The organism is Flavobacterium quisquiliarum, assembly GCF_019308285.1.
Taxonomy (GTDB): domain Bacteria; phylum Bacteroidota; class Bacteroidia; order Flavobacteriales; family Flavobacteriaceae; genus Flavobacterium; species Flavobacterium quisquiliarum.
Genome location: NZ_WWEM01000031.1, coordinates 453,394 through 475,014, shown reverse-complemented (window position 1 = coordinate 475,014; position 21,621 = coordinate 453,394). Strand labels below are relative to the sequence as shown.

Sequence of the window (21,621 nt, the reverse complement as noted above, 5' to 3'; positions counted from 1 at the left end):
ATTTTTAAAGTATCGCTTTAGAAATACTATTTATATTTTATAACAATGCCTTCAACAAAAATAAAGATACTTGCCATAACGGGCAGTACTAGAAATAACTCCAGTAATTTTAAAATTCTGCAATACATTTCCAATCATTTAAAAGTAAAATTTGAAGTTGAAATGTTCGAAAATATTGCTTCGCTTCCTCATTTTAATCCCGATTCGGATACCGAGAATCCTCCGCAAGAAATAATTTTATTCAGAAGTAAAATAGAACAATCAGATGGTGTTTTGATTTGCACTCCAGAATATGTATTCAGTCTTCCTGGCAGTCTTAAAAACGCTTTAGAATGGTGTGTCTCCACAACAATTTTTTCAGATAAAAAGACTGGTTTAATAACGGCTTCAGCTTCTGGCGAAATGGGACATAAACAGCTTTTATTGATTATGAAAACTTTGGGAGCTAAATTTGATAATAAAACCCAGCTCTTAATTCAGGGTGTTAGAGGTAAAGTTGGTGTTGAAGGAGAGATTATAGATGAAAAAACAAAAGAAGCGCTTCAAAATTTTACAAAAAATTTTGAGAATCATTTTTTATGATAAATTTACTTTCTGAAATCTATCTAACCACATGATTACAAGAAGAAAATTTATAGTAACCACAGGACTTGTCACAACAGCGGTTTGGGCTCGGCCATCATTAGCATTTTTTATGAAAAAAAAAGAAATAGGAATTCAATTGTATACGCTTCGTAAAGAACTTCCAAAAGATGTAAAAACAACTTTAGAAAAAGTAGCAAAGGCAGGATACACGACAGTTGAAACATATGGATTTTCAACTAAAGACCAATTTTGGGGATTGACTCCTAAAGAACTTAAAAAGATTTTGGATGATAATGACCTTAAAGCAGTAAGTGGTCATTATAATTTAGGGAGTTTTTTATATGATGGAAATAAAGACGAATTAATTGCGTCGATAGAAGCAGCAAAAATTCTAGAAAGCGAATTTTTAACCATTCCCTGGATTGATGAACCTTTTAGAAGAAATATTGACGATTATAAAAAGATTGCCACTCGACTAAATGAAGCCGCAGTCATGTGCAAAAAAGCAGGTTTGAAACTGGCTTATCATAATCATGATTTTGAGTTTCAAAAATACGATGGAATTACGGGTTACGAGATCTTATTAAAAGAAACAGATAAAGATTTGGTTTATTTCGAATTGGATTTATATTGGGTAATTCATTCAGGAAATGATTCTTTAAAATTATTCAAGGAAAATCCTGGACGTTTTAAAATGTGGCACGTGAAGGATAAAGACAAAAACAGCAATGATTTAAATACAGAAATAGGTTCTGGAACCATCGACTTTAAATCTTTGTTCCAAGAAGTAAAACAATCTGGGATGGTTCATTTTTTTGTAGAACAGGAAAATAATTTTGCAAAGAATTCTTTTGAATCGATTAAACAGAGTTGCGATTTTATCTCTAAAAATATACTCTAATTAAATTTTTATTTATGAAGAAAGTCCTTTTGCTTGTAACGTTGATTGTTTTGTCTTGTCAATCTGAGAAAAAAGAAAAACTAAAATCAAAGACGCAATCAATTTCACAGTCACTATTACCGCCTGAACCTTATTTCGTAGATATTAAAGTTAATGATGTTAAGCTTGGAAAGCCAGCTTATGGTGATTGGTTATTTTCTCGTAAAGAAAAGGGGCAGAGTTTTGAACAATTTGTTCGCACAAAACATGTTGTTCCGACCAAAGAAGAGAATATTATCTATTTGAAGCCAATTGGAAAATTTGATTCTTCACAACTCAAACAGATTGAATTGGTTCGTCAGTATTTGCGGATATTTTTTCAGCTTGAGACTAAAGTTTTAGAAACAGTTTCCAATGATATTATTCCAAATAAAGCGAGAAGAATTGGCGATGTTGGACAAGAACAGCTTTTGGCAGGATATATTTTGACCGATATTCTAAAGGAAGAAAAACCAGCAAAAAGAATTGCATTAATGGCTATAACAGAAAAGGATTTATATCCAAAACCTGAATGGAATTATGTTTTTGGACTGGCATCTTATAGTGATAAAGTAGCAGTAAGTTCGATGTATAGAATGCAAAAAGAAGCCGATTTTAATTTGGGTTTAGAGAGATTGCTAAAGATTTGTTCTCATGAAATTGGTCACATGTTTGGTCTTTATCATTGTATTGAAGCGAATTGCGTTATGAATGGAACTAACAGCATGGTTGAAACAGATAAACATACACTTAGATTATGTTCGCTTTGTCAAAGAAAATTAAATTCAGGATTTAAATACGATAATCTCAAAAGGCTAAAAGAATTAGAAAAATACTTTAAAGAGAGTAATTTGACCGATGGATTAGCTCTAATGGAAAAAGATCTCGAAAAAATTAAAAATAAATAGAAATGAAAACAAGTAAAGAGTTTTTAAAAGGAGATGAAATAGAGTGGGAAGTAGTTGGAGAAGGAATCAAACGCAAGATTTTGGCTTTTGATGAAAGAATAATGCTTGTCAATGTTCATTTTGAAAAAGGAGCAATAGGTGTTTTGCACGAACATTATCACACACAAGTTACTTATATAGCGAGCGGGAAATTTGATGTTACCATAAATGGAGTTACGCAGGCTTTAAAAGAAGGAGACAGTTTTTACATTCCTCCTCATGCAATTCATGGAGTTGTATGTCAGGAAACAGGAATGCTGACAGATGTTTTTAGTCCAGCTAGAGAAGATTTTTTGAATTACTAAACGGTTCAAAATCAATTGAAATTTGATCTCAAAATTCTGATCTAATCTTAAAATTAAAAATTTTATAACTTTTTTAAAGTTTCAATTAAGATTAGATCGGTATTTTTGCAGTATGAATTTATTCAAAACAAATGTACTTTTTATGGCAGTTTGCACTGGTCTTATAGTTGCAAATCTTTATTACTGCCAGCCTTTGATTGTTTTAATTGCCAACGAATTTAAAATTCCAGAAGCCAATGCCGGAACAATAACCTATCTTACTCAGGCAGGTTATGCAATTGGTTTATTTTTTATGGTGCCTCTTGGCGATAAAATAGAAAGAAAAAGACAGATTTTAATGACCACTTTTGCAACAGTACTTGCTTTGCTGATTGCGGCCACAGCCAAAAGTTTTCTAGTCTTGCAGATTGCTTCTTTATTAATTGGAATTACTTCCATTGTACCACAGCTTATTTTACCATTAGCAGCTTCTTTGAGCGCGCCTGAACAACGTGGAAAAGTGGTTGGAACAATTATGAGTGGTCTTTTAGTTGGAATTCTGCTTTCGCGAACATTAAGCGGATTCATCGGTCAGGTTTTAGGCTGGAGATCGATGTTTTATATTGCCGCAGGAATTTGTCTTTTGATCTTTTTTGTCATTCAAAGTAAATTTCCAGTTAATAAGCCGCAGTTTCAAGGAACTTACGGGCAGTTAATCAAGTCATTATTTACATTAATAAAAACACAACCGATTTTGCGCGAAGCGACAGCAATCAATGTTTTTAGTTTTGCTCAGTTTGGAGCTTTTTGGACAACTATGGTTTTATTGCTTTCAGGCGAACCGTTCAATTTTAATAGTGCGACAATTGGTTTATTCGGAATTGTTGGTGCTTCAGGAGCTTTAGCAGCGCCTTTAGTTGGGAAATTAGGAGATAAAGGAAATTCAAGAATTGCAGTTGGTTATGGAATTTTATTGGTTTTAACTAGCTTTTTGATTTTCTATTTTTCAATTGAAAGTGTAATCGCAATTGCAATTGGAATTGTGTTTATTGATATAGGGATTCAAGGTGTACACATTTCAAACCAAACCCGTGTGTACTCTTTGCTGCCAGAAGCTAGAAACAGACTGAACACTGTATTTATGTCACTTACCTTTTTAGGAACTGCAGCGGGATCTGCTTACGGACTATTATTATGGAAATTGGGCGGATGGCATGCAGTAACTATTGGCTGTATGGTATTGTCTTTACTATCATTAACAGTTTACGGATTGACTTATAAATCAAAATCTAAAAGGCAGAAAGCGCAAATGGATTAAAAAATTAATTTGTAAATTTGCGTTCAATTAAAAAATAACAACATGGAAAACGGAATATACGCTAAATTCAACACTAGCAAAGGTTCGATTTTAGTAAAACTAACACACGATTTAACACCTGGAACTGTAGGTAACTTTGTAGCTCTTGCAGAAGGAAATATGGAAAATAAAGTAAAACCTCAAGGACAAAAATTCTATGATGGTTTAAACTTTCACAGAGTTATTGCTGATTTCATGATTCAAGGTGGATGTCCTAAAGGAACTGGAACTGGAGACCCTGGATACAAATTTGATGATGAATTTGTACCAAGTTTAAAACACGATCGTCCAGGAGTTTTGTCTATGGCAAATTCAGGGCCAGGAAGTAATGGTTCTCAATTTTTCATCACTCATGTTCCAACTCCTTGGTTGGATGGAAAACATACTGTTTTTGGTCATGTTATCGAAGGACAAGATGTTGTAGATGCTGTTACTCAAGGTGATACATTAGAGACTTTAGAGATTATTAGAGTAGGTGAAGAAGCTCAAAAATGGAATGCAATTGAAGCTTTCATTGGTTTAAAAGGGGCGCGTCTAAAAAGAGAAGCAGCTTTAAAAGCAGAATCTGAAGCAAAAATGGAACAATTAGCTGCTGGTTTTGATAAAACTGAAAGTGGTTTACGTTATAAAATGATCCAAAAAGGAGAAGGTAAAAAAGCGGAAGCTGGAAAAACAGTTTCTGTTCACTACGAAGGATCTTTAGAAAATGGAAAAGTTTTCGATTCCTCTTACCCACGTAAAAAACCAATCGAATTCAAATTAGGAATTGGACAGGTTATTGAAGGATGGGACGAAGGTATTGCTTTATTACAGGTTGGAGACAAAGCCCGTTTCGTAATTCCATCGGATTTAGCTTACGGACCATCTGGTGCAGGAGGAGTTATTCCGCCAAATGCAACTTTAGTTTTTGACGTTGAATTAATGGACGTAAAATAATAATTTAGAAGCAATTTAGTATTGTTTTAAATAGCAATCCCATATACCGCGGTGTATGGGATTTTTTTATATTTACTATAAAAAACAAAGCTGATGAAAAATATTTTAATCCTTGCAGGGCTTGCATTATTTATGGTTGCTTGCGGATCTCAAAAAACGGCAGCCGTTGCTTCGACAACTACTGAACCATCAAAGACAGTTGCATTGACTCCTGAATTAGAAGCAGGTAAAAACATGTATGAGAACAATTGTGCAAAATGCCACAAATTGTACGATCCGAAGAAATTTACAAAAGAAGAATGGGCTCCAATTTTGGTAAGAATGGGTAAAAAGGCGAAATTAGACGAAACCCAATTAGCGTCTGTTACAGATTACATTCATTCGCAATTGTAATTTAAGTTTTAGAAAAGGCATAAAAAAACTGTTCAATCGAACAGTTTTTTTATTTTCAAATAGATATAAAAAAACACCGTCACAGAATGAGGTGTTTAAAAATTTAAGAATGATGTACAGCCGAATTATCTACAGCTATTACTTTTAAAGTCTTTATTCCAGCTGGCAGTTCCCAATCAACTTCATCATTTTCTTTAAAACCAATAATAGCAACGCTTAATGGTGCTAGAATTGAGATTTTAGATTGTTTTACATCTGCTGCAGAAGGCAGAACGATCTGAATTTTCATTTGTTTCTTGGCTTGCACATCTTCAATCGTTACAATAGAATTGATTCGGATTACAGTACTATCGAGTTCGCTTTCTTTGCTTATTACGGCACGATCCAATTCTTGTGAAAGCTGATTGGCTTCTTTGGTATTTGTTGAATTTTTACTTTTTAAAATCAATTCTCTTAAAAATTGATAATCTGATTTACAGAAAGTGGGTGTTGGTTTCATATCTATATTGAATTTATTGTTATAAAATTTAAATGATTATTCTTCTTTTGAATCTACATAAACGAACAATTTCTTATTTCACAATAAAGAAGTATCGGAAATGTTTAATTTGAAAAACAAAAAAAGATCTGACCAAAAACTGATTTTTGTCAAATAAATAAATGTTTAAGTTGATGTAAATCCTCCGTCAGAAAGAAGAAGCTGAAATAGACGGAGGCCTAATTAATAAAGGCCTTATTATGCGAAATAATTACAGCAACGAGTGGTTTTGCAAAGCAAAACGACTTTTCAGGAGCTGTAAATGGTATTGTATTTCCCATAAGGATGATAAATTGATCTGCAAATATAGGGAATCTTTTTGGATTTAGTGCGTATTTACTTCCATTTTATGCCACAGCCTAAACTTGGTTTTTGTGGTTCTTTCAAACTTCTGTTATAAATTAAGGCATCAATAGCACCTCTTAAGTCGCTTCCACTCAGGCTAATTCCGTTTCCTGGTCTAGAATCGTCCAATTGTCCGCGATAAAATAATTTGTCTTGATTATCAAATAAATAAAAATCAGGAGTACAGGCTGCTTGATAAGCTTTTGCGGTTTCTTGGCTTTCGTCGTATAAATAGGGAAAGTCGATTTTGTTTTCCAACGCAAAATCTGCCATTAATTCTGGAGAATCCTGCGGATATTTTACAACATCATTGCTTGAAATAGCAATAACTCCAATTCCCTGAACTCGATAATCATTAGCAATCATTACAACTTCTTGAATAACATGATGTACAAACGGACAATGATTGCAGATAAACATTACTAATGTTCCTTTTGATCCTTTCAAATCTTGAAAAGTGAAAGTGTCATTAGAATTGGTATCTTTTAAATAAAAATCAGGTGCAATTGTTCCTAAAGGAAGCATTGTCGATTCTGTACGTGCCATTTTATTAGAAATTAGATTTTCAAAAATAGGTTTAAAAATCTGTAAATAAAAGAGCACAAGAATAAAAAAATACCCAAAGAAGCAGTTATCATTGTCGGCTTGCTCTTTGGATACTTTTTTGTTTTTTTTAAGAATTTAAAAATTGAAGTAAATCCTCGTTTAGTTTTTCTCTGTCGGTATAAAATAAGCCGTGAGGCGCTCCTTCATATTCAATAAACGTATTATTTGCAATTGCTTTAGCTGCTTTTCTTGAAGTAAGGTCAATTGGTACGATTTTGTCGTCATCTCCATGAATGATTAGAGTTGGAACTTTTATAAAATCCAGTTCATCCCTAAAATCAGTATAAGAAAAAGATTCTGCACATTTTAAAGTTGCTCTTGGTGAAGCAAGAGAACATAAAGTTCTGTAATATTCTAATAATGGTGTACTGATTGGCTTGTTGATGATATTGATGCCAAAGAAAGTTTTTCCGAAATTGTCAACAAATGCTATTCGATCTTCTTTAATTGCAGCGGCTGTATTTTCACTTTTTTCTTTTGGATGTCCGTCTGGATTATCGTCTGTTTTTAGAAGAAAAGGTATAATAGATGAAATTAAAGCCGCTTTAGTAACACCTTTTCCTCCATGACGGCTGAAATAGCGAACCACTTCTCCGCCACCCATAGAAAAACCTACAAGTGTTACATTTTCCAATTCCAATTGCTCGATAATTTCTTTCAAATCATCCGTTAAAGTATCATAATCGTAGCCATCCCATGGCTGCGATGATTTACCAAATCCGCGTCGATCGTATGCAATTACTCGGTAATTATTTTGTACAAGATGATCAATTTGGTATTCCCACATTTCATTTGAAAGAGGCCATCCATGAATAAGGATTACAGGTTTTCCTTTTCCATAATCTTTTACATATAATCTAACATTTTGAGCTACTTCTATGTATTTATCAGTATGGACTTGTTTTAGATTAGATTCAAAATCCTTTAATGATAAGTTTGTATTGCTAAGTGTATGTTCCATTTTATATCTTTTTTACGTGAGTACCATTATTATCTTCTCGTAAAATTAGCTTCTTAATAAAAGAAATAGGTTATAGAATTAGGGAGATTAATTACAGAATTTATAGGTTTGTACTACTAATACAATAAAAATGGATTTAACTTGGAGTGAATTTGAGCGCACCGATATGCGCGTAGGAACCATATTAGAAGTAAATGATTTTCCAGAAGCCAGAAAACCGGCTTATCAATTAACAATAGATTTTGGTTCAGAAATCGGAATTAGAAAATCATCCGCACAAATTACTAAACGATATCAAAAAGAAGATTTAATCAATCGACAAATTGTGGCAGTAGTCAATTTTCCTAAAAAGCAAATTGGAAAATTTATGAGCGAATGCCTTGTTTTAGGTGCAGTAGGAGAGGAAGGAGATGTTGTTTTATTAGCTCCGGATTTTAAAATAGAAAATGGGTTACGTATAGGTTAGTGTTCGGTGTTTAGGTTTTTAGTGTTCAGTTTGCAAGAGTTTAATTATCGTTACTGAACACTAAAAATCTGAACACTGATTACTTTTTAATATTCTCAATTAACTTCTGTAATAGCAACTGACCTTCTTCCCAATATTTTAAGTCAGAATCGGAATTGATATGCCCTTGCTGACCGATATTTACGAAATGACTTCCCCATTGTTCAGCAAAGTATTTTTTTCTTTCGAAAGAAGCATAAGGATCATTTTCGCTTGCAACGACTACAGATGGAAAAGGTAATTTGTAAAGCGGAATCGGAGAGAAGTTTCTTGTGCATTCTGGTGTGTGTTGAGGTGAATCGACATCAGCAGGAGCGACTAAAAAAGCACCAATTATATTCGGATTATTATATTTTTCTGCCCAATGTAAAACCAATGAAACAGCCAGACTATGCGCTACAAGAATGGTTGGTTGGTCTAGTTTTAAAATGTTCTCATTTAAGCGCTCAAGCCATTCTTCCCGAACAGGTTCATCCCAATTGTCTTGTACAACGCGAATCGAGTTTTTGAATTTTTGATGCCAAAAGGTCTGCCAGTGTTTTTCGCCAGAATCTCCAAGTCCTGGTATGATTAAAAGTTGTGTCTCCATTGCCGTGGAATTTTTTATTTAGTGATTATTTTTTAAGTTCTTTCAGAATTCGGTTTACTTCATTTACTAAGAGCGGAAAAGCAGGTTCTGTCATTCCGTGACCATAACCATCCAATTCGTAAAGTTTGGTATCTTTATGTCCGTTCAGTTTCATCATTCTTGTCATATAAGCGTTTTCTTCGTAACGTCCCAGCATTTCTAATTCACGATCTCCGGTAATTAATAACAAAGGCGGAGCATCGCCGCGGACATGGAATAAAGGAGCAAAAGCATCAATTGTAGGCTGTTTTTCTGGTATTCCGTTTTCTCTTCTAATTTCAAAATGTGTAATACATTGTCCGCTAAACGGAATAAGCCCCGCAATTTGATTGGCATCGATGTTTTCTTTTTGAAGCCATTTTTTATCTAAACCGATCATCATTCCTAAATAACCTCCAGCAGAATGTCCGGAAACAAAAATCTTTGATTTGTCTCCTCCATAATTGGCAATATTGTTAAAAGTCCATGCAACGGCAGCCGCCGCGTCTTCAATCGCTTTTTCGGCTTTTGCTTTAGGAGATAATCTGTAATTTACTCCAATAATTGCAAAACCTTTGTTTTTTAAAGCTTCGGGAATTTCTTTGTTGCCACCAGTCAATCCGCCGCCGTGAAACCACACAATAGTTGCGAAATCCTTTTTATTCTTAGGATAGTAAATATCGAGCACACATCTTTCATTGATATACTTATCTGATTTATTTACAGACGCACTATAATATTGAATGTTATTTTTCGTTTCATATTCTAGATTCTGTGCAGATAATGAAACTCCGTAAAGAAAGAAACTTAGAAGAATAATTAATTTTCTCATTTTTTATATTGTATTGTTGAATTTATTCGATTAGATAGAATCTAAAATCTGAAGTCTAAAGTCTAAAATAATAAATTAATATATAAAAAAAGCCCAAAATGCAGAACAATTTGGACTCGTACTTTATAATAAAGTTTTATTTTGAATTAAATATCATCAAAATCAATATCTGTAAAACTAGATCTTGGGCTTTCGGATTTATCTGAACTATATTCTTTTTTAAAATCTTTTTGATGTCTTTCAGAAATTACTTCTTCGCCTTTGTGGTTCAAAACATAAGAAGTCATTTCCTCTAAAATTTCTGCGAAAGCACTAAAATCTTCTTTGTACAAGTAAATTTTGTGTTTTTTGAAGTGAAAAGAACCATCTTCCTCAGTAAACTTTTTGCTTTCGGTAATAGTAATATAGTAATCATCGGCTTTGGTAGCTCTCACATCAAAGAAATAAGTTCTTCTTCCTGCTCGTAATACTTTAGAAAAAATCTCTTCTTTTTCTAACATGTCATTTTCTCTCATAATACGTTCTATCATTTTTGGAATTAATAGTACTCAAAAATCATAAAAAATTATCTATTACGCAACAATTAAAGTAATTCTTTTTCCGAAAGTTGTTTTAAATATAACGATGCATAATATCCCTCCTGATTTATTAATTGATTATGAGAACCTTGTTGAATAATCTTACCATCTTCGAGTATAATAATTTTGTCTGCATTTTTAGCAGATGATACTCGGTGACTTACAATTATGGTTGTTTTGTCTTTCGAAATCTCAAACAAATTGTTTAAAATCATTTCTTCGGTTTCAGTATCAACGGCAGATAAACAATCATCAAAAAGTAAGATTGCAGGGTTCTTAATAATTGCTCTAGCAATCGAAACACGTTGTTTCTGACCTCCAGAAAGCGTAATTCCTCTTTCTCCTAAAATAGTGTCATACTGTTTGTTAAATGCAATAATGTTGTCATGAACCACTGCATTTTTGGCTGCTTCATACACTTCTTCGTCAGTTGCATTCTGGTTTCCGAATTTGATATTATTTTTAATAGTATCAGAAAATAAGAAAGCATCTTGAGGTACAATTCCGATATTATTTCGGAGATCATTTAGATTTAAAGTACTAATTTCGTTTTCGTCAATTTTAATTTCTCCATCGGTTACATCATACAATCTGGATATTAGAGAAAGTATAGTAGATTTTCCAGAACCAGTTTTTCCTAGAATTGCCAGTGTTTCTCCTTTTTTTACTGTGAAAGAAAGATTTTTTAGTGCTTCAATATTAGTGTCGTTATAGGTAAAAGAAACATTGTCGAAAGTAATCGTTCCCTGTATCACTGATGAACTTTCATTGTTGTTTTTAATTTCAGGTTCAATCTTCAAAAATTCATTTAAACGTTTTTGAGAAGCTTCTGCTTCCTGAACCATAGATGAAACCCATCCTAAAGAAGCAACAGGCCAGGTCAGCATATTTACATATAAAATAAATTCGGCAATAGTTCCAATGTTTGGAATGCTTCCGTTGATATACATTACTCCACCAAAATAAATTACCACCAAATTACTGATTCCAATAAGCGCAATCATCAATGGGCCAAATAAAGATTGAACTCTTGCCAGACTTAAACTTTTACGTTTGCTTTCTTCTGCAAGATCAACCATAATATTCTGATGCTGATTTTCTAAAGAATACGCTTTGATTACACGAATTCCTGAGAATATTTCCTGAGTAAAACTTGAAACCTTGGAAAGGTACTGCTGAAAAGTAGTACTTCGTTTGTTGATTTCTGAGCTTAATTTAAAAATACAATACGAAAGAATCGGTAGTGGTAATATGGTATATAAGGTAAGACGTGGCGATACATTATACATATATAATATAACAATTGCAAAACGGATAGCTGTATTAATAGTATACATAACAGCTGGGCCAACATACATGCGGACTTTTGAAACGTCTTCGCTGATTCGGTTCATTAAATCCCCAGTTCGATTTTGTTTGTAAAAAGTCTGTGATAGATTTTCATATTGTCTAAAAACTTCATTTTTCAAGTCAAATTCAATATGGCGGGACATTACAATTAAGGTCTGACGCATTAAAAACGTTAAAAAGCCGGCTACAATCGTTGTGCCAATGATTAATAATACGTTATGGATTAAATCTTGGCGATAAGCAGCAATTATAATCTCTGATTTTTGATCGGCAATTGGTAGTTTATCAAAATTCTCAATAGCGTTTAAAGACTTACTGATAAGCTTTGGAGTATACAAAGAAAATATTTGTGCGATTATAGTGGTTAAAATACCAAGTGAAAAACTATATTTATATTTGATGAAATATTTATTTAAATAGCTTAGTTCTTTCATTTTTTTAAGAAATCTGATATTGAATTGATTTGGATTTAAGAATTATTATTAAATAAAATTATAATAACTTACGATTTAATCAAAACAATTATATTGTAATATTGTTATTTTAAAGATAAAAAATTAGCACATGTGTATTTTTTAATTAAGTTTGAGTTGTCTTTTTGACGAATTCATAATTTTAACCTAATTAATACTAGCGCTATGGATGCAACTTTCGCAACTGGAAAGGAACTTCAAAAAATGGATCCTGTTTTTGGTCAATTATCTTTTGACGATCACGAACAAATTGTATTTTGCAATGACAAAGATACAGGTTTAAAAGCAATTATTGGTATTCATAATTCGGTTATGGGGCCAGCTTTGGGAGGAACCAGAATGTGGAATTATAACACAGAATGGGAAGCTTTAAACGATGTTTTACGTCTTTCTAGGGGTATGACGTTTAAATCTGCTATTACTGGACTTAATATTGGTGGAGGAAAAGCCGTAATTATCGGTGATGCTAAAACACAAAAAACACCTGAATTAATGCGTAAGTTTGGTGAATTCGTTCATTCACTAAGCGGAAGATATATTACAGCAGAAGATGTCGGAATGGAAACTAAAGACATGGATACTGTAAGAGATGTTACTCCTTATGTGACAGGTATTTCTGAAGAAAGAGGTGGTTCTGGAAACCCTTCTCCAGTTACTGCTTATGGAGTTTATTTAGGTATGAAAGCAGCTGCTAAAAGTCAGTTTGGAACTGATGTTTTAGATGGTAAAAAAGTTTTGGTACAAGGAATTGGACACGTAGGGGAAACTTTGGTTGATTATTTAACTAAAGAAGGAGCGCAGGTAACAATTACGGATATTAATGAAGAAAAATTGTATCAGGTTGCTTCAAAATACAATGCAACAATCTACACTGGAGAAGATTTGTATACTGCTGATGTAGATATCTACGCACCTTGTGCAATGGGAGCAACAATCAATGATAATACAGTAAATAAAATTAAAGCTAAGGTAATTGCGGGTGCAGCGAATAATCAATTAGCAGATGAAAATGTTCACGGTGCGATTTTACAAGAAAGAGGAATTTTATATGCTCCGGATTTCTTAATCAACGCTGGTGGAATCATCAATGTTTATGCTGAATTGGCAAACTACGGTAAAGCTGAAATCATGACAAAAACAGAGAATATCTATAATACAACTTTAGAAATTATAGATTTTGCTGCTAAAAATAATATGACAACGCATAAAGCGGCACTTACAATTGCTCAAAATCGTATCGATCAAAGAAGAATCGAGAACGCGGCTAAGTAATTAAGTGTTCAGTGTTCACTTTTTTTAAGTGTTCAGTCTTAAAGTCTCAGTTTACAGTTTAATCTGTAACTGAGATTTTTTTTTTGCGAATGTTTGGTACTGCTCACTAAAAACTGATCACTGACCACTAAATCCTGAAAACTGACCGCTAAAAAGGCGACTTTTTTACGAATTAATTTTAAAATACGCATCTAAAGTTATACTTTTGCAGACTAATTTTTAAATGTTCTTACGAGGTGGTAAATAGAAGACACATACGCGTTAAAGTAATGCAATCCATTTATGCAATGCATCAAAGCGGTTCTGATAATATGGAAAAAGAAGAGAAATTTCTTTTTTACAGTATTGATAATATTCAGGACTTATATCTTATAATGCTTTCTTCATTGATAGAAATTTGTAAAAAAGAAGCCGTTTATTTACATCTGTCAAGTAAAAAACATCTTGCTACTGCAGCAGAACGTAATCCAAATGAAAAATTTGTTAAAAACAAGATTTTTCAACTTCTTGCCGAAAGCAACTCTCTTAGTATCGCTTTAGAAAATCGTAAAATCAACAATTGGTCATTAAACGACGATTATATTATTTTGCTTTTAAATGATGTTAAAGCAAGTGATATCTACAAAAAATACATGTCGAATAATGTCAATACGTTTGAAGAAGACAGACAATTTATTATTGATTTGTTTGAAAACGTAATTGTTCCAAATGAAAAATTATATGAGTATTTAGAGGATGATAAATTAACTTGGGTTGATGATATTCCTGTTGTAAACACTCATATCATTAAACAATTGAAAGCGATTAAAACCGAAGAACCAGACGATTTTAGAGTGCCAAAATTGTATAAGGATGTTGAGGATAAAGATTTTGCTAAAGATTTGTTTAGAAGAACTGTTTTAAATGAAACGGCTTTTGCAAAAGAATACGAAGATAAAACACCAAACTGGGACAGCGATCGTATTGCAGAAATCGATACAATTATCCTGAAAATGGCGATTTGCGAGTTTATGAAATTCCCATCGATTCCAGTAAAAGTAACTCTTAACGAATATTTAGAAATTGCAAAAGAGTATTCTACTCCAAAAAGCAGTATTTTTATCAACGGAATTTTAGATAATCTGGTAAAAGAGCTTACCGCTAATAAAAAGATGCTGAAAACCGGAAGAGGATTGATGTAAAATCTAGAAATTCCAAAAAAGAAAAGACAAATTCCAAAAAGAAAATATTAATTATAAATCAAAAACAAATTTAAATTATGGGACAATTATCTCAATTTGCGCCATTTCTTTTAATGTTCGTGGTACTTTATTTTTTCATGATCAGACCACAGCAGAAAAGAGCTAAAAACGAAAAAGAATTTGAAAGCAACCTTAAAGTAGGGGATAAAATAGTTACAAAAAGTGGTTTTCACGGTAAAATTGCTGAATTAGCAGAAACTACTGTTGTAATCGAAACGATGTCTGGAAAATTAAAATTAGAGCGTTCTGCTATCTCTTTAGAATTAAGCGCAGCTTTGAATAAGAAAGCATAATTTTAAAAAAAAATACAATATTTAAATCCCAAATTCCAAATAGGAGTTTGGGATTTTTTTTGCGTCTTGTGTTGTCATTTCGGTCGAAATGACAATACTTTGCTTATAAAGAAAAACCTTAGTAAAAGTTTTAAACTTTTACTAAGGTTTCGTTTTGTATGGATTGGAATTTGGAATTTATTCCGAAACTTCGGGATTGGAATTTCTATTACCTGTATTTATCATTCAATCCAACATTTGCCAAAATCATCGGAACCACTTTCTCAATTCTTGCGAGTTTTGTTTTTTCTTGTTTAGCAGATTCAATATATTCTAAAAATTCGTATTGTTTATAAGGTTTGAAATTCTCAAAAGCTTCTTTTAGAGTCGGATTTTGTTTCATTTCTTTGTTTAGCAATTCTGAAATGATGACTTCTTTTTTAGAAGGTTTTATTGCTTTTCCCTGCTTATCGATTTCAATCGCTTCTAAAATATATTCAAGAACTTCTTTTTCGTTTACTTCTTTTTTTGAAGTAAAACGCCATTGACGCATTGATTTTGTTTTATCTTCCTGAGCATTGATGAGTCTCTTTTTTTTATCTTTCAGAAAGACACCATTTAAAAACCAAATCGCAAAATAATTTTTAAAACCTCCAATTCCGATAACATTTTTCTTGTTGTAAACATAAATTGGGCCTCCCCATTTTATGGTTTCGACGAGTTCAGTTTTATCAATAATCGATTTAAGGAAAAGAAGTTCTTCTTCCCATTGATTGACTTTGTCCCAAACATGTTTTTTATCAGAATCTGTTTCCACTTTATCTTTTTCTTTTAGTTTTTTCAGGTGCGTCAAAAATCCCAGGAATAGCAGTCAATTCAGCAATTTTTACAATTACATCTGTTGCTTTCTGAATGCTTTCAGCAGGTACGTATTCGTATTTTCCGTGGAAATTATGTCCTCCAGCAAAAATATTCGGGCAAGGTAATCCCATAAATGATAATTGAGAACCGTCAGTTCCGCCGCGAATAGGTTTAATGATTGGTTTGATGTTTAATTCTCTCATTGCTTTTTCGGCAATATCCACAATATGTTTTACAGGAAGAACCTTTTCTTTCATATTATAGTACTGATCTTTTACAACAGCAATTACAATATCTTCGCCAAATTTCTTTGCGAATTTTTTATTGAATTGTTTTGTGATTTTATGAATTAGTTCTTTTCGTTTTTCAAATTTCTTTTTGTTGTGATCACGAATAATCAATTCCAAAACTGTTTCTTCAATGTTTCCTTTGATGTGATGTACATGAAAGAATCCTTCGTAACCTTTCGTTTCTTCGGGAGTTTCTCCTTTTGGCAATTCATTGATAAAGTCATTAGCCAAAAGCATTGAATTGATCATTTTTCCTTTTGCATAACCAGGGTGGACACTTTTTCCTTTGAAAGTAATTTTCGCTCCAGCTGCATTAAAATTTTCATACTCTAATTCACCAATCTGACTTCCATCCATGGTATAAGCCCATTGTGCTCCGAATTTTTCAACATCAAAATGATGTGCCCCGCGTCCGATTTCTTCATCTGGAGTAAAACCAATTCTGATTTTTCCATGTTTAATTTCTGGATGCTGAATTAGATATTCCATTGCCGAAACAATTTCTGTAATTCCAGCTTTATCATCGGCGCCTAACAGCGTGGTTCCGTCAGTTGTAATGATGGTTTGTCCTTTATATTGCAATAAATCTTTGAAATAGTTTGGAGACAAGACAATGTTTTTCTCAGCATTCAAAACAATATCTTTTCCGTCGTAATTTTCAACGATTTGAGGTTTTACATTAGCACCGCTAAAATCTGGTGAAGTATCAAAATGAGAAACAAAACCAATGGTTGGAACCTCATGATCTACGTTGCTTGGAAGCGTCGCCATAATATAGGCTTTATCATCTATAGTAACCTCTTCAAGTCCGATTGCCTTTAGCTCTTCGACTAATTTATTGGCAAGATTCCACTGTTTTTGAGTGCTTGGTGTTGTTTGTGAATTTGGATCTGATTCAGTATCAATTGTTACATAACTGATAAAACGATCTATGATATGTTGCATTTTTTTAGATTTTTAGCAAATATAGAAAAAATATTCTGCTGTGAAATTTAGCTTTAAAGGTGTGATTGAATAAAAAAAGGGATTCTGTACAGAATCCCTTTCGATTATTTTGAAGTTGTTATATGCTTTTTACGCATCTAAAACCAACATGATTTGCAGCAGATCTAATTTCGCCTTTTCCTCTGGTTCCAACCATGTAGCGAGTGCAATATTGGTCAGTACATAAAAAAGAACCACCTCTGTGCACACGTTTTATTTCTGTTGGATCACTTGGATCATAATAAGCGTCAGGGCCTTTTGGATTTTTAACTGTTTTGCCAGTTTCAGCTAATGATTTATAATAATCTACGCTATACCAGTCGTTAACCCATTCCCATACATTTCCAGCCATATCATATAAACCATAGGCATTAGGAGCAAATTGGGCTGTTGGTGCAATTCCTTTAAATCCATCTTCGCCTGTGTCTCCATCTTTAATAGGAAAATGACCTTGATAAATATTGGCTTGAAATTTTCCGTTTGGTTTTAAAGTATTTCCCCAAGCATATAGATTGCCTGTTTTGCCACCACGCGCTGCAAATTCCCATTCGGCTTCTGTTGGAAGTCTTTTTCCTGCCCATTTTGCATAAGCAGCTGCGTCTTCGTAGACAACATGAACGACAGGGTATTTTTCTTTTCCTTTTATGGTGCTTTGAGGGCCTTCAGGATGTCTCCAATCAGCGCCTGGTTCATAACGCCACCATTGCAGGAAATTATTCAAATTAACAGCAGATGGAGTGGGAGTAAATACAACAGAACCTGTTATTAAATCTTCTTCACTTGCCGTCGGGAATTCCTCTTTAGTCGGTTTTTGTTCTGCAACAGTTACATAACCAGTGGCTTTTACAAATTTTTCGAATTCTTCGTTGGTAACTTCTGTTTTATCCATGTAATAACCATCAACATATACGCGATGAATTGGAGCAGCATCTTTGGTAACGCCTTTTATACTGCACAAACTTTCGTCTTCAACATTACTTCCCATAGAGAATTCTCCACCTGGAATCCAAACCATTCCTTCTGGTGTTTTTCCAGTTGGCTTGTTTTTGTTTTCAATAGTTGGCTTAAATACAGATGGTTCTGAAGTATTTGGAATTTCGTGACAATCTGCTGTTGCTGCTATTTCTTTTTTAGGTACAATTAGTTTAGTGTAACCGTACGCTAACGAAATAATAGAAATCGTAAGTATAGCAAAGATCCAAAAAGTTTTATTTTTCATGGTTAATAATTTTGATCTGATATAATGGTTGTCAAATAGATGAGGTAAAATTATGAAAATAACTTTTAATAGTATAGTAGTTTTATAGAATTAATAAAATTTATTATTCTTTCTCAACTTGAACTACTTCATATTTGTCTTTTCCATCGATTTGTACAGGCTGGTAATACGTTTCGCCAAATTTTACATATTTGGCATCGCCAATTGTCACTTCTTCGCCACCTTCGGGTAATTTCTCTACAATTGTTCCTGCGGTAGGAGCAACAACGGTGTATTTACCCCCATCTTTTTCATAATAGGTTCCTCCATAGTAATAATTATTTACGGTTCCAGTATTTACAGTTTCTGCTCCGCTTGGGATATTATTTACAGTACCTCCGACAGGTGCAGGAACGGCTGTATAACCACCGCTGGTCGAAGTATACCAAACACCCTGATCGTAATGATATTGTGTACTTTCCACGCTGACTACGATTGCTGTAACAGCTAAAGTGGCTACAAAAAAGCCCCAAGGATGCCAAACTGGTCCCCAATAAAAAGGTACATACGGACGAGGATAATAAGGGTGGTAGCAATTGTATCTGTAACCACCATATACATAAGGAGGACGCACATAAGGTCTTGGCCCAGGTCTAACGATAGTGTTTCGGTTGTTTCGAACATGAACGCTGTTGTTTACATTAATATTGACATTGTTTCTGTTTCTATTAACAGTGTTGCCACTTATGTTTGTATTTCTGTTACCAGTTCTATTGTTGTTATTTCTATTTGCTGTTGCAGGTCGTGCTGTTTTATTATTTGAATTAACAGGTCTGGTAACTTTATTGTTAGAATTGGCAGGTCGTTTTATGCTGCCGCTGTTAGAGCCTGGTCTTGTGGTTTGCGCAGGTCTTGTGGTTTGCGTAGGACGGGTTGTTTGTGCGGGTCTTGTGTGCGTGGCACCTCCAATATTTCCACCTCTATTGATACCGCCTCCGCCACCACGATGAGCGGCACCTCCGCCACCGCCACGGCGCTGTGCAAAACTATCTATTGAAATAAGGAAAAATGTCCCAATCAAGCACATAAGTGCTGTATTTTTTATTGTTTTGGATATGTTTTTCATTTTCAGTGATTTAAGTGAATTAAAGTTATGAAAAAAAATGTCTCGTTTTTTGAAATAGGTCAAAAGTTTAATCTCATTTTTTTATATTTTAAAGTGAAATATCCCATTGTATTCTAAAACGCCAGCCCTGTTCCAATGGCAACGTTTTATCTTGAAAACTGAAATAACTAACCTCAGAAGTAAGTTTGTTTTTATGTCCTTTAAAAAACCAGTTAAAGGCTAATGTTGATTCGTCTTGTCGATTTTGTCTAATTGAATAATCTGGACGGTAAGAGGCATGCCTTCCTGCCATTTCCAAATGTTTGGGCCACCAATGAAACACGTTATGAAAGAAATATCCAGCCTGAACATAATAACCTTTCATTACGGTCATATCATTATTGTTGTATTTATCTATAATTTCTTTGGTATGCCATTCGCTTTGCCAAGAAAAACCTTTGTACATAAAAGCCGTTTCTAAATTCCATTGATTTACTCTGTATTGGCCTGGTAAACCATCTTCATATCCATCTAAAGAACCTCCGCCTGCTTGTGAAAATCTTGTGTAAGGACTTCGGTTAGTTATAGCCGAAAAGGCGATAATTGGAGTTGGTTTTTCGTGAAATTCTAAATCACAACCTTCAAAATCCAGAAATCTTCCTAGAAAATTCCATTGTGCTCTTCCAAAATACATTAGATTATTATCGTCATTTGAAGTGCTTCCGCGTCCTGTTCCTGTTAAAGCCGCGAACCAATAATTAAAATCGGCAATACCGCTTCCTTTTAGATGACCATAAACTTCGGCTCCTAATTGTCTGTCAACAGTAAAAGGTCTGTTGATAAGAGATCGTTCCACCATTTGCTGTTCACCACTGCTAATGAAACGTTCGCGGGTAAATTCTGTTTTCCATTGTCCGACTTTAAAACTCAAAAAATCCCATTTTTCAATCATAATTCTAAAATCAAGTAAATTAGACTGACTCAATTCATATTCCCAATAATACTTAAGCCAAGGTTCAAAAGCATGACCGCCGATTTTTAATCGGGCGCGATTTATTTTAAAAGTAGTTTTCGCATCTTGACTGTAATCATCATAAGTGAGAGGATCTGTGTCGTAAGGAGTAGAAAAGCGAAATTGTAAACGGCTTTGGAGCTGAAATAAAAATTTATTATCTCTAGTTTGTAATTCAATTCCTTTACTTCCATATCGAACATTCATCAGTTTTGTAGTGTCTTTTTCTTGTTGAGATATTCCTCTCCAACTGATAAGAAGCAGTGCAAGTAAAAGAAACGCTTTAATATGAATTGTTTTTTGCGAGTTGGACATAAGTTTATCGGATTGTATTTCTAACTTGTTTTATAAATCTATTCTTTTCCAAAGTTTTTGGTAATTCCTAATCCAATTCCCCAGCTGTCGTAAGCATTCCATTTAAAGTCATAACTTACTGTGCCGAAAATTTCCCAGCCTTTTGGCAGTTCATAACCATATTCTGCTCCAGCACGGGTTAAGAAGAAATTTTCTTCTTTTGCAAATTCTCCTCCAAAACCTAAAAGAAAACTCCAGTGTTCATTTGTTTTATAGATTCCCATTAGAGCAGGGGCGATTGGATAACTTCTTTCAACAGTTTCTTTGTCCTCCCCACTGGCAAGATTTTTTTCGACTTTGAATTTTTCAATTATAAAGTCGGTATGAAGACCGATTGCCCATTTTTCGTGAAACTGAAACGTATAATCCAATCCCCAAGCAGGAAGGCTTAAAACTTCACGGTTTCCTTCGTCATCACGACCTTCAAAAACATGCACATGATTGATCGAAAGTCCAATTTGATGATGTGGACTGAAACTCTTTTCTTTGTTTTCTTGAGCTGTAATGTTTGAATAACCGGATAAAAAGAAAAAAGTGACCAGAAGAAATATTTTTCTAAACCAATTATAAATTCTTCCTGTTGTTTCATTTAGCATAACTTTCAATTTTTGAAATGAAAAATAGTCACAAGATCTTTTCCTTAAATGTCTCAAAATTAAATAATAAAAAATCCAAAGAAGCTTATCGAAAGCCTTGAAGTGGTTTCATTTTATAATTTGCAACATCAAAAAAGTCTTTTCTGTAATGGTTTGAGCTTTAAGAAATAGTAATCTCTTTTGAAGACATTTTAAAGAATTGAACAAAATCGAAATTATT

At 33.5% G+C, this 21,621-nt stretch carries 24 protein-coding genes; 11 read left to right on the top strand and 13 right to left on the bottom strand.

The window, feature by feature from the left end:
• The first annotated feature begins 45 nt into the window (after positions 1–45).
• The 7 genes from GSY47_RS14435 to GSY47_RS14405 all read left to right on the top strand — a co-directional run bounded on the left by GSY47_RS14435 (position 46) and on the right by GSY47_RS14405 (position 5,421).
• Positions 46–582, top strand: a complete 537-nt coding sequence (locus tag GSY47_RS14435) for an NADPH-dependent FMN reductase (RefSeq protein ID WP_179006910.1) — start codon at positions 46–48, stop codon at positions 580–582.
• A gap of 31 nt (positions 583–613) precedes the next feature.
• Positions 614–1,486 (top strand): sugar phosphate isomerase/epimerase family protein, encoded by an 873-nt coding sequence (locus GSY47_RS14430; RefSeq protein WP_179006911.1) that lies wholly within the window; start codon positions 614–616, stop codon positions 1,484–1,486.
• Between the two features lie 14 nt (positions 1,487–1,500).
• Complete coding sequence (locus GSY47_RS14425; RefSeq protein WP_179006913.1) at positions 1,501–2,412, top strand: Zn-dependent protease; 912 nt, start codon at positions 1,501–1,503, stop codon at positions 2,410–2,412.
• A 2-nt stretch (positions 2,413–2,414) separates the two neighbouring features.
• On the top strand, positions 2,415–2,756 hold the full coding sequence (locus GSY47_RS14420) for a cupin domain-containing protein (protein ID WP_179006914.1): 342 nt from the start codon (positions 2,415–2,417) through the stop codon (positions 2,754–2,756).
• 142 nt (positions 2,757–2,898) lie between these two features.
• Positions 2,899–4,053, top strand: coding sequence for an MFS transporter (locus GSY47_RS14415; RefSeq protein ID WP_246611334.1), 1,155 nt, complete (start codon positions 2,899–2,901; stop codon positions 4,051–4,053).
• Positions 4,054–4,095: 42 nt separating this feature from the next.
• Positions 4,096–5,028 carry a peptidylprolyl isomerase gene (locus GSY47_RS14410; protein ID WP_179006918.1) on the top strand — a complete coding sequence of 311 codons (933 nt, stop codon included), beginning with the start codon at positions 4,096–4,098 and terminating at the stop codon, positions 5,026–5,028.
• A gap of 93 nt (positions 5,029–5,121) precedes the next feature.
• Complete coding sequence (locus GSY47_RS14405; RefSeq protein WP_179006920.1) at positions 5,122–5,421, top strand: c-type cytochrome; 300 nt, start codon at positions 5,122–5,124, stop codon at positions 5,419–5,421.
• 103 nt (positions 5,422–5,524) lie between these two features.
• On the opposite strand, the gene GSY47_RS14400 is transcribed toward GSY47_RS14405, so the two are convergent.
• From GSY47_RS14400 to GSY47_RS14390, 3 genes are all read right to left on the bottom strand, one after another.
• Positions 5,525–5,920 carry a GreA/GreB family elongation factor gene (locus GSY47_RS14400; RefSeq protein WP_179006921.1) on the bottom strand — a complete coding sequence of 132 codons (396 nt, stop codon included), beginning with the start codon at positions 5,918–5,920 and terminating at the stop codon, positions 5,525–5,527.
• A gap of 375 nt (positions 5,921–6,295) precedes the next feature.
• Positions 6,296–6,850 (bottom strand): thioredoxin family protein, encoded by a 555-nt coding sequence (locus tag GSY47_RS14395; RefSeq protein WP_179006924.1) that lies wholly within the window; start codon positions 6,848–6,850, stop codon positions 6,296–6,298.
• A 127-nt stretch (positions 6,851–6,977) separates the two neighbouring features.
• A complete protein-coding gene (locus tag GSY47_RS14390) occupies positions 6,978–7,871 on the bottom strand; it encodes an alpha/beta fold hydrolase (RefSeq protein ID WP_219071419.1) in 894 nt (297 codons plus the stop codon).
• A gap of 130 nt (positions 7,872–8,001) precedes the next feature.
• Here GSY47_RS14390 and GSY47_RS14385 point away from each other — a divergent pair, with 130 nt between their 5' ends.
• Positions 8,002–8,337, top strand: coding sequence for a tRNA-binding protein (locus tag GSY47_RS14385; protein ID WP_179006927.1), 336 nt, complete (start codon positions 8,002–8,004; stop codon positions 8,335–8,337).
• Between the two features lie 79 nt (positions 8,338–8,416).
• Here the strand turns inward: GSY47_RS14385 and GSY47_RS14380 are convergent, their stop codons facing one another.
• The 4 genes from GSY47_RS14380 to GSY47_RS14365 all read right to left on the bottom strand — a co-directional run bounded on the left by GSY47_RS14380 (position 8,417) and on the right by GSY47_RS14365 (position 12,177).
• Complete coding sequence (locus GSY47_RS14380) at positions 8,417–8,965, bottom strand: RBBP9/YdeN family alpha/beta hydrolase (protein ID WP_179006929.1); 549 nt, start codon at positions 8,963–8,965, stop codon at positions 8,417–8,419.
• Between the two features lie 25 nt (positions 8,966–8,990).
• Positions 8,991–9,815, bottom strand: a complete 825-nt coding sequence (locus GSY47_RS14375; protein ID WP_179006931.1) for an alpha/beta hydrolase — start codon at positions 9,813–9,815, stop codon at positions 8,991–8,993.
• A gap of 146 nt (positions 9,816–9,961) precedes the next feature.
• Entirely contained in the window at positions 9,962–10,330 is a 369-nt protein-coding gene (locus GSY47_RS14370) for a PUR family DNA/RNA-binding protein (RefSeq protein ID WP_091496046.1), read from the bottom strand.
• Positions 10,331–10,398: 68 nt separating this feature from the next.
• On the bottom strand, positions 10,399–12,177 hold the full coding sequence (locus tag GSY47_RS14365; protein WP_219071418.1) for an ABC transporter ATP-binding protein: 1,779 nt from the start codon (positions 12,175–12,177) through the stop codon (positions 10,399–10,401).
• 204 nt (positions 12,178–12,381) lie between these two features.
• Here GSY47_RS14365 and GSY47_RS14360 point away from each other — a divergent pair, with 204 nt between their 5' ends.
• The 3 genes from GSY47_RS14360 (at position 12,382) to yajC (ending at position 15,022) form a co-directional block, all read left to right on the top strand.
• Positions 12,382–13,488, top strand: coding sequence for a Glu/Leu/Phe/Val family dehydrogenase (locus GSY47_RS14360; protein WP_179006935.1), 1,107 nt, complete (start codon positions 12,382–12,384; stop codon positions 13,486–13,488).
• 269 nt (positions 13,489–13,757) lie between these two features.
• Positions 13,758–14,669 (top strand): transcription antitermination factor NusB, encoded by a 912-nt coding sequence (nusB, locus tag GSY47_RS14355; RefSeq protein ID WP_179006937.1) that lies wholly within the window; start codon positions 13,758–13,760, stop codon positions 14,667–14,669.
• Positions 14,670–14,746: 77 nt separating this feature from the next.
• Positions 14,747–15,022 (top strand): preprotein translocase subunit YajC, encoded by a 276-nt coding sequence (gene yajC, locus GSY47_RS14350; RefSeq protein WP_091496041.1) that lies wholly within the window; start codon positions 14,747–14,749, stop codon positions 15,020–15,022.
• Positions 15,023–15,230: 208 nt separating this feature from the next.
• On the opposite strand, the gene GSY47_RS14345 is transcribed toward yajC, so the two are convergent.
• The 6 genes from GSY47_RS14345 to GSY47_RS14320 form a co-directional block, all read right to left on the bottom strand.
• Entirely contained in the window at positions 15,231–15,818 is a 588-nt protein-coding gene (locus tag GSY47_RS14345; protein ID WP_179006939.1) for a YdeI/OmpD-associated family protein, read from the bottom strand.
• 1 nt (position 15,819) lies between these two features.
• Complete coding sequence (pepT, locus tag GSY47_RS14340) at positions 15,820–17,097, bottom strand: peptidase T (protein WP_179006941.1); 1,278 nt, start codon at positions 17,095–17,097, stop codon at positions 15,820–15,822.
• 118 nt (positions 17,098–17,215) lie between these two features.
• The gene (locus GSY47_RS14335; protein ID WP_179006943.1) at positions 17,216–18,355 is read right to left on the bottom strand and encodes a formylglycine-generating enzyme family protein; all 1,140 of its coding nucleotides are present in this window, start codon (positions 18,353–18,355) and stop codon (positions 17,216–17,218) included.
• 103 nt (positions 18,356–18,458) lie between these two features.
• Positions 18,459–19,460: a DUF6515 family protein gene (locus GSY47_RS14330; RefSeq protein ID WP_179006945.1), complete on the bottom strand. Its 1,002-nt coding sequence runs from the start codon at positions 19,458–19,460 to the stop codon at positions 18,459–18,461.
• 88 nt (positions 19,461–19,548) lie between these two features.
• Complete coding sequence (locus GSY47_RS14325) at positions 19,549–20,766, bottom strand: OprO/OprP family phosphate-selective porin (RefSeq protein ID WP_179006947.1); 1,218 nt, start codon at positions 20,764–20,766, stop codon at positions 19,549–19,551.
• 38 nt (positions 20,767–20,804) lie between these two features.
• Entirely contained in the window at positions 20,805–21,401 is a 597-nt protein-coding gene (locus GSY47_RS14320) for a hypothetical protein (RefSeq protein ID WP_179006949.1), read from the bottom strand.
• Positions 21,402–21,621: the final 220 nt, after the last annotated feature.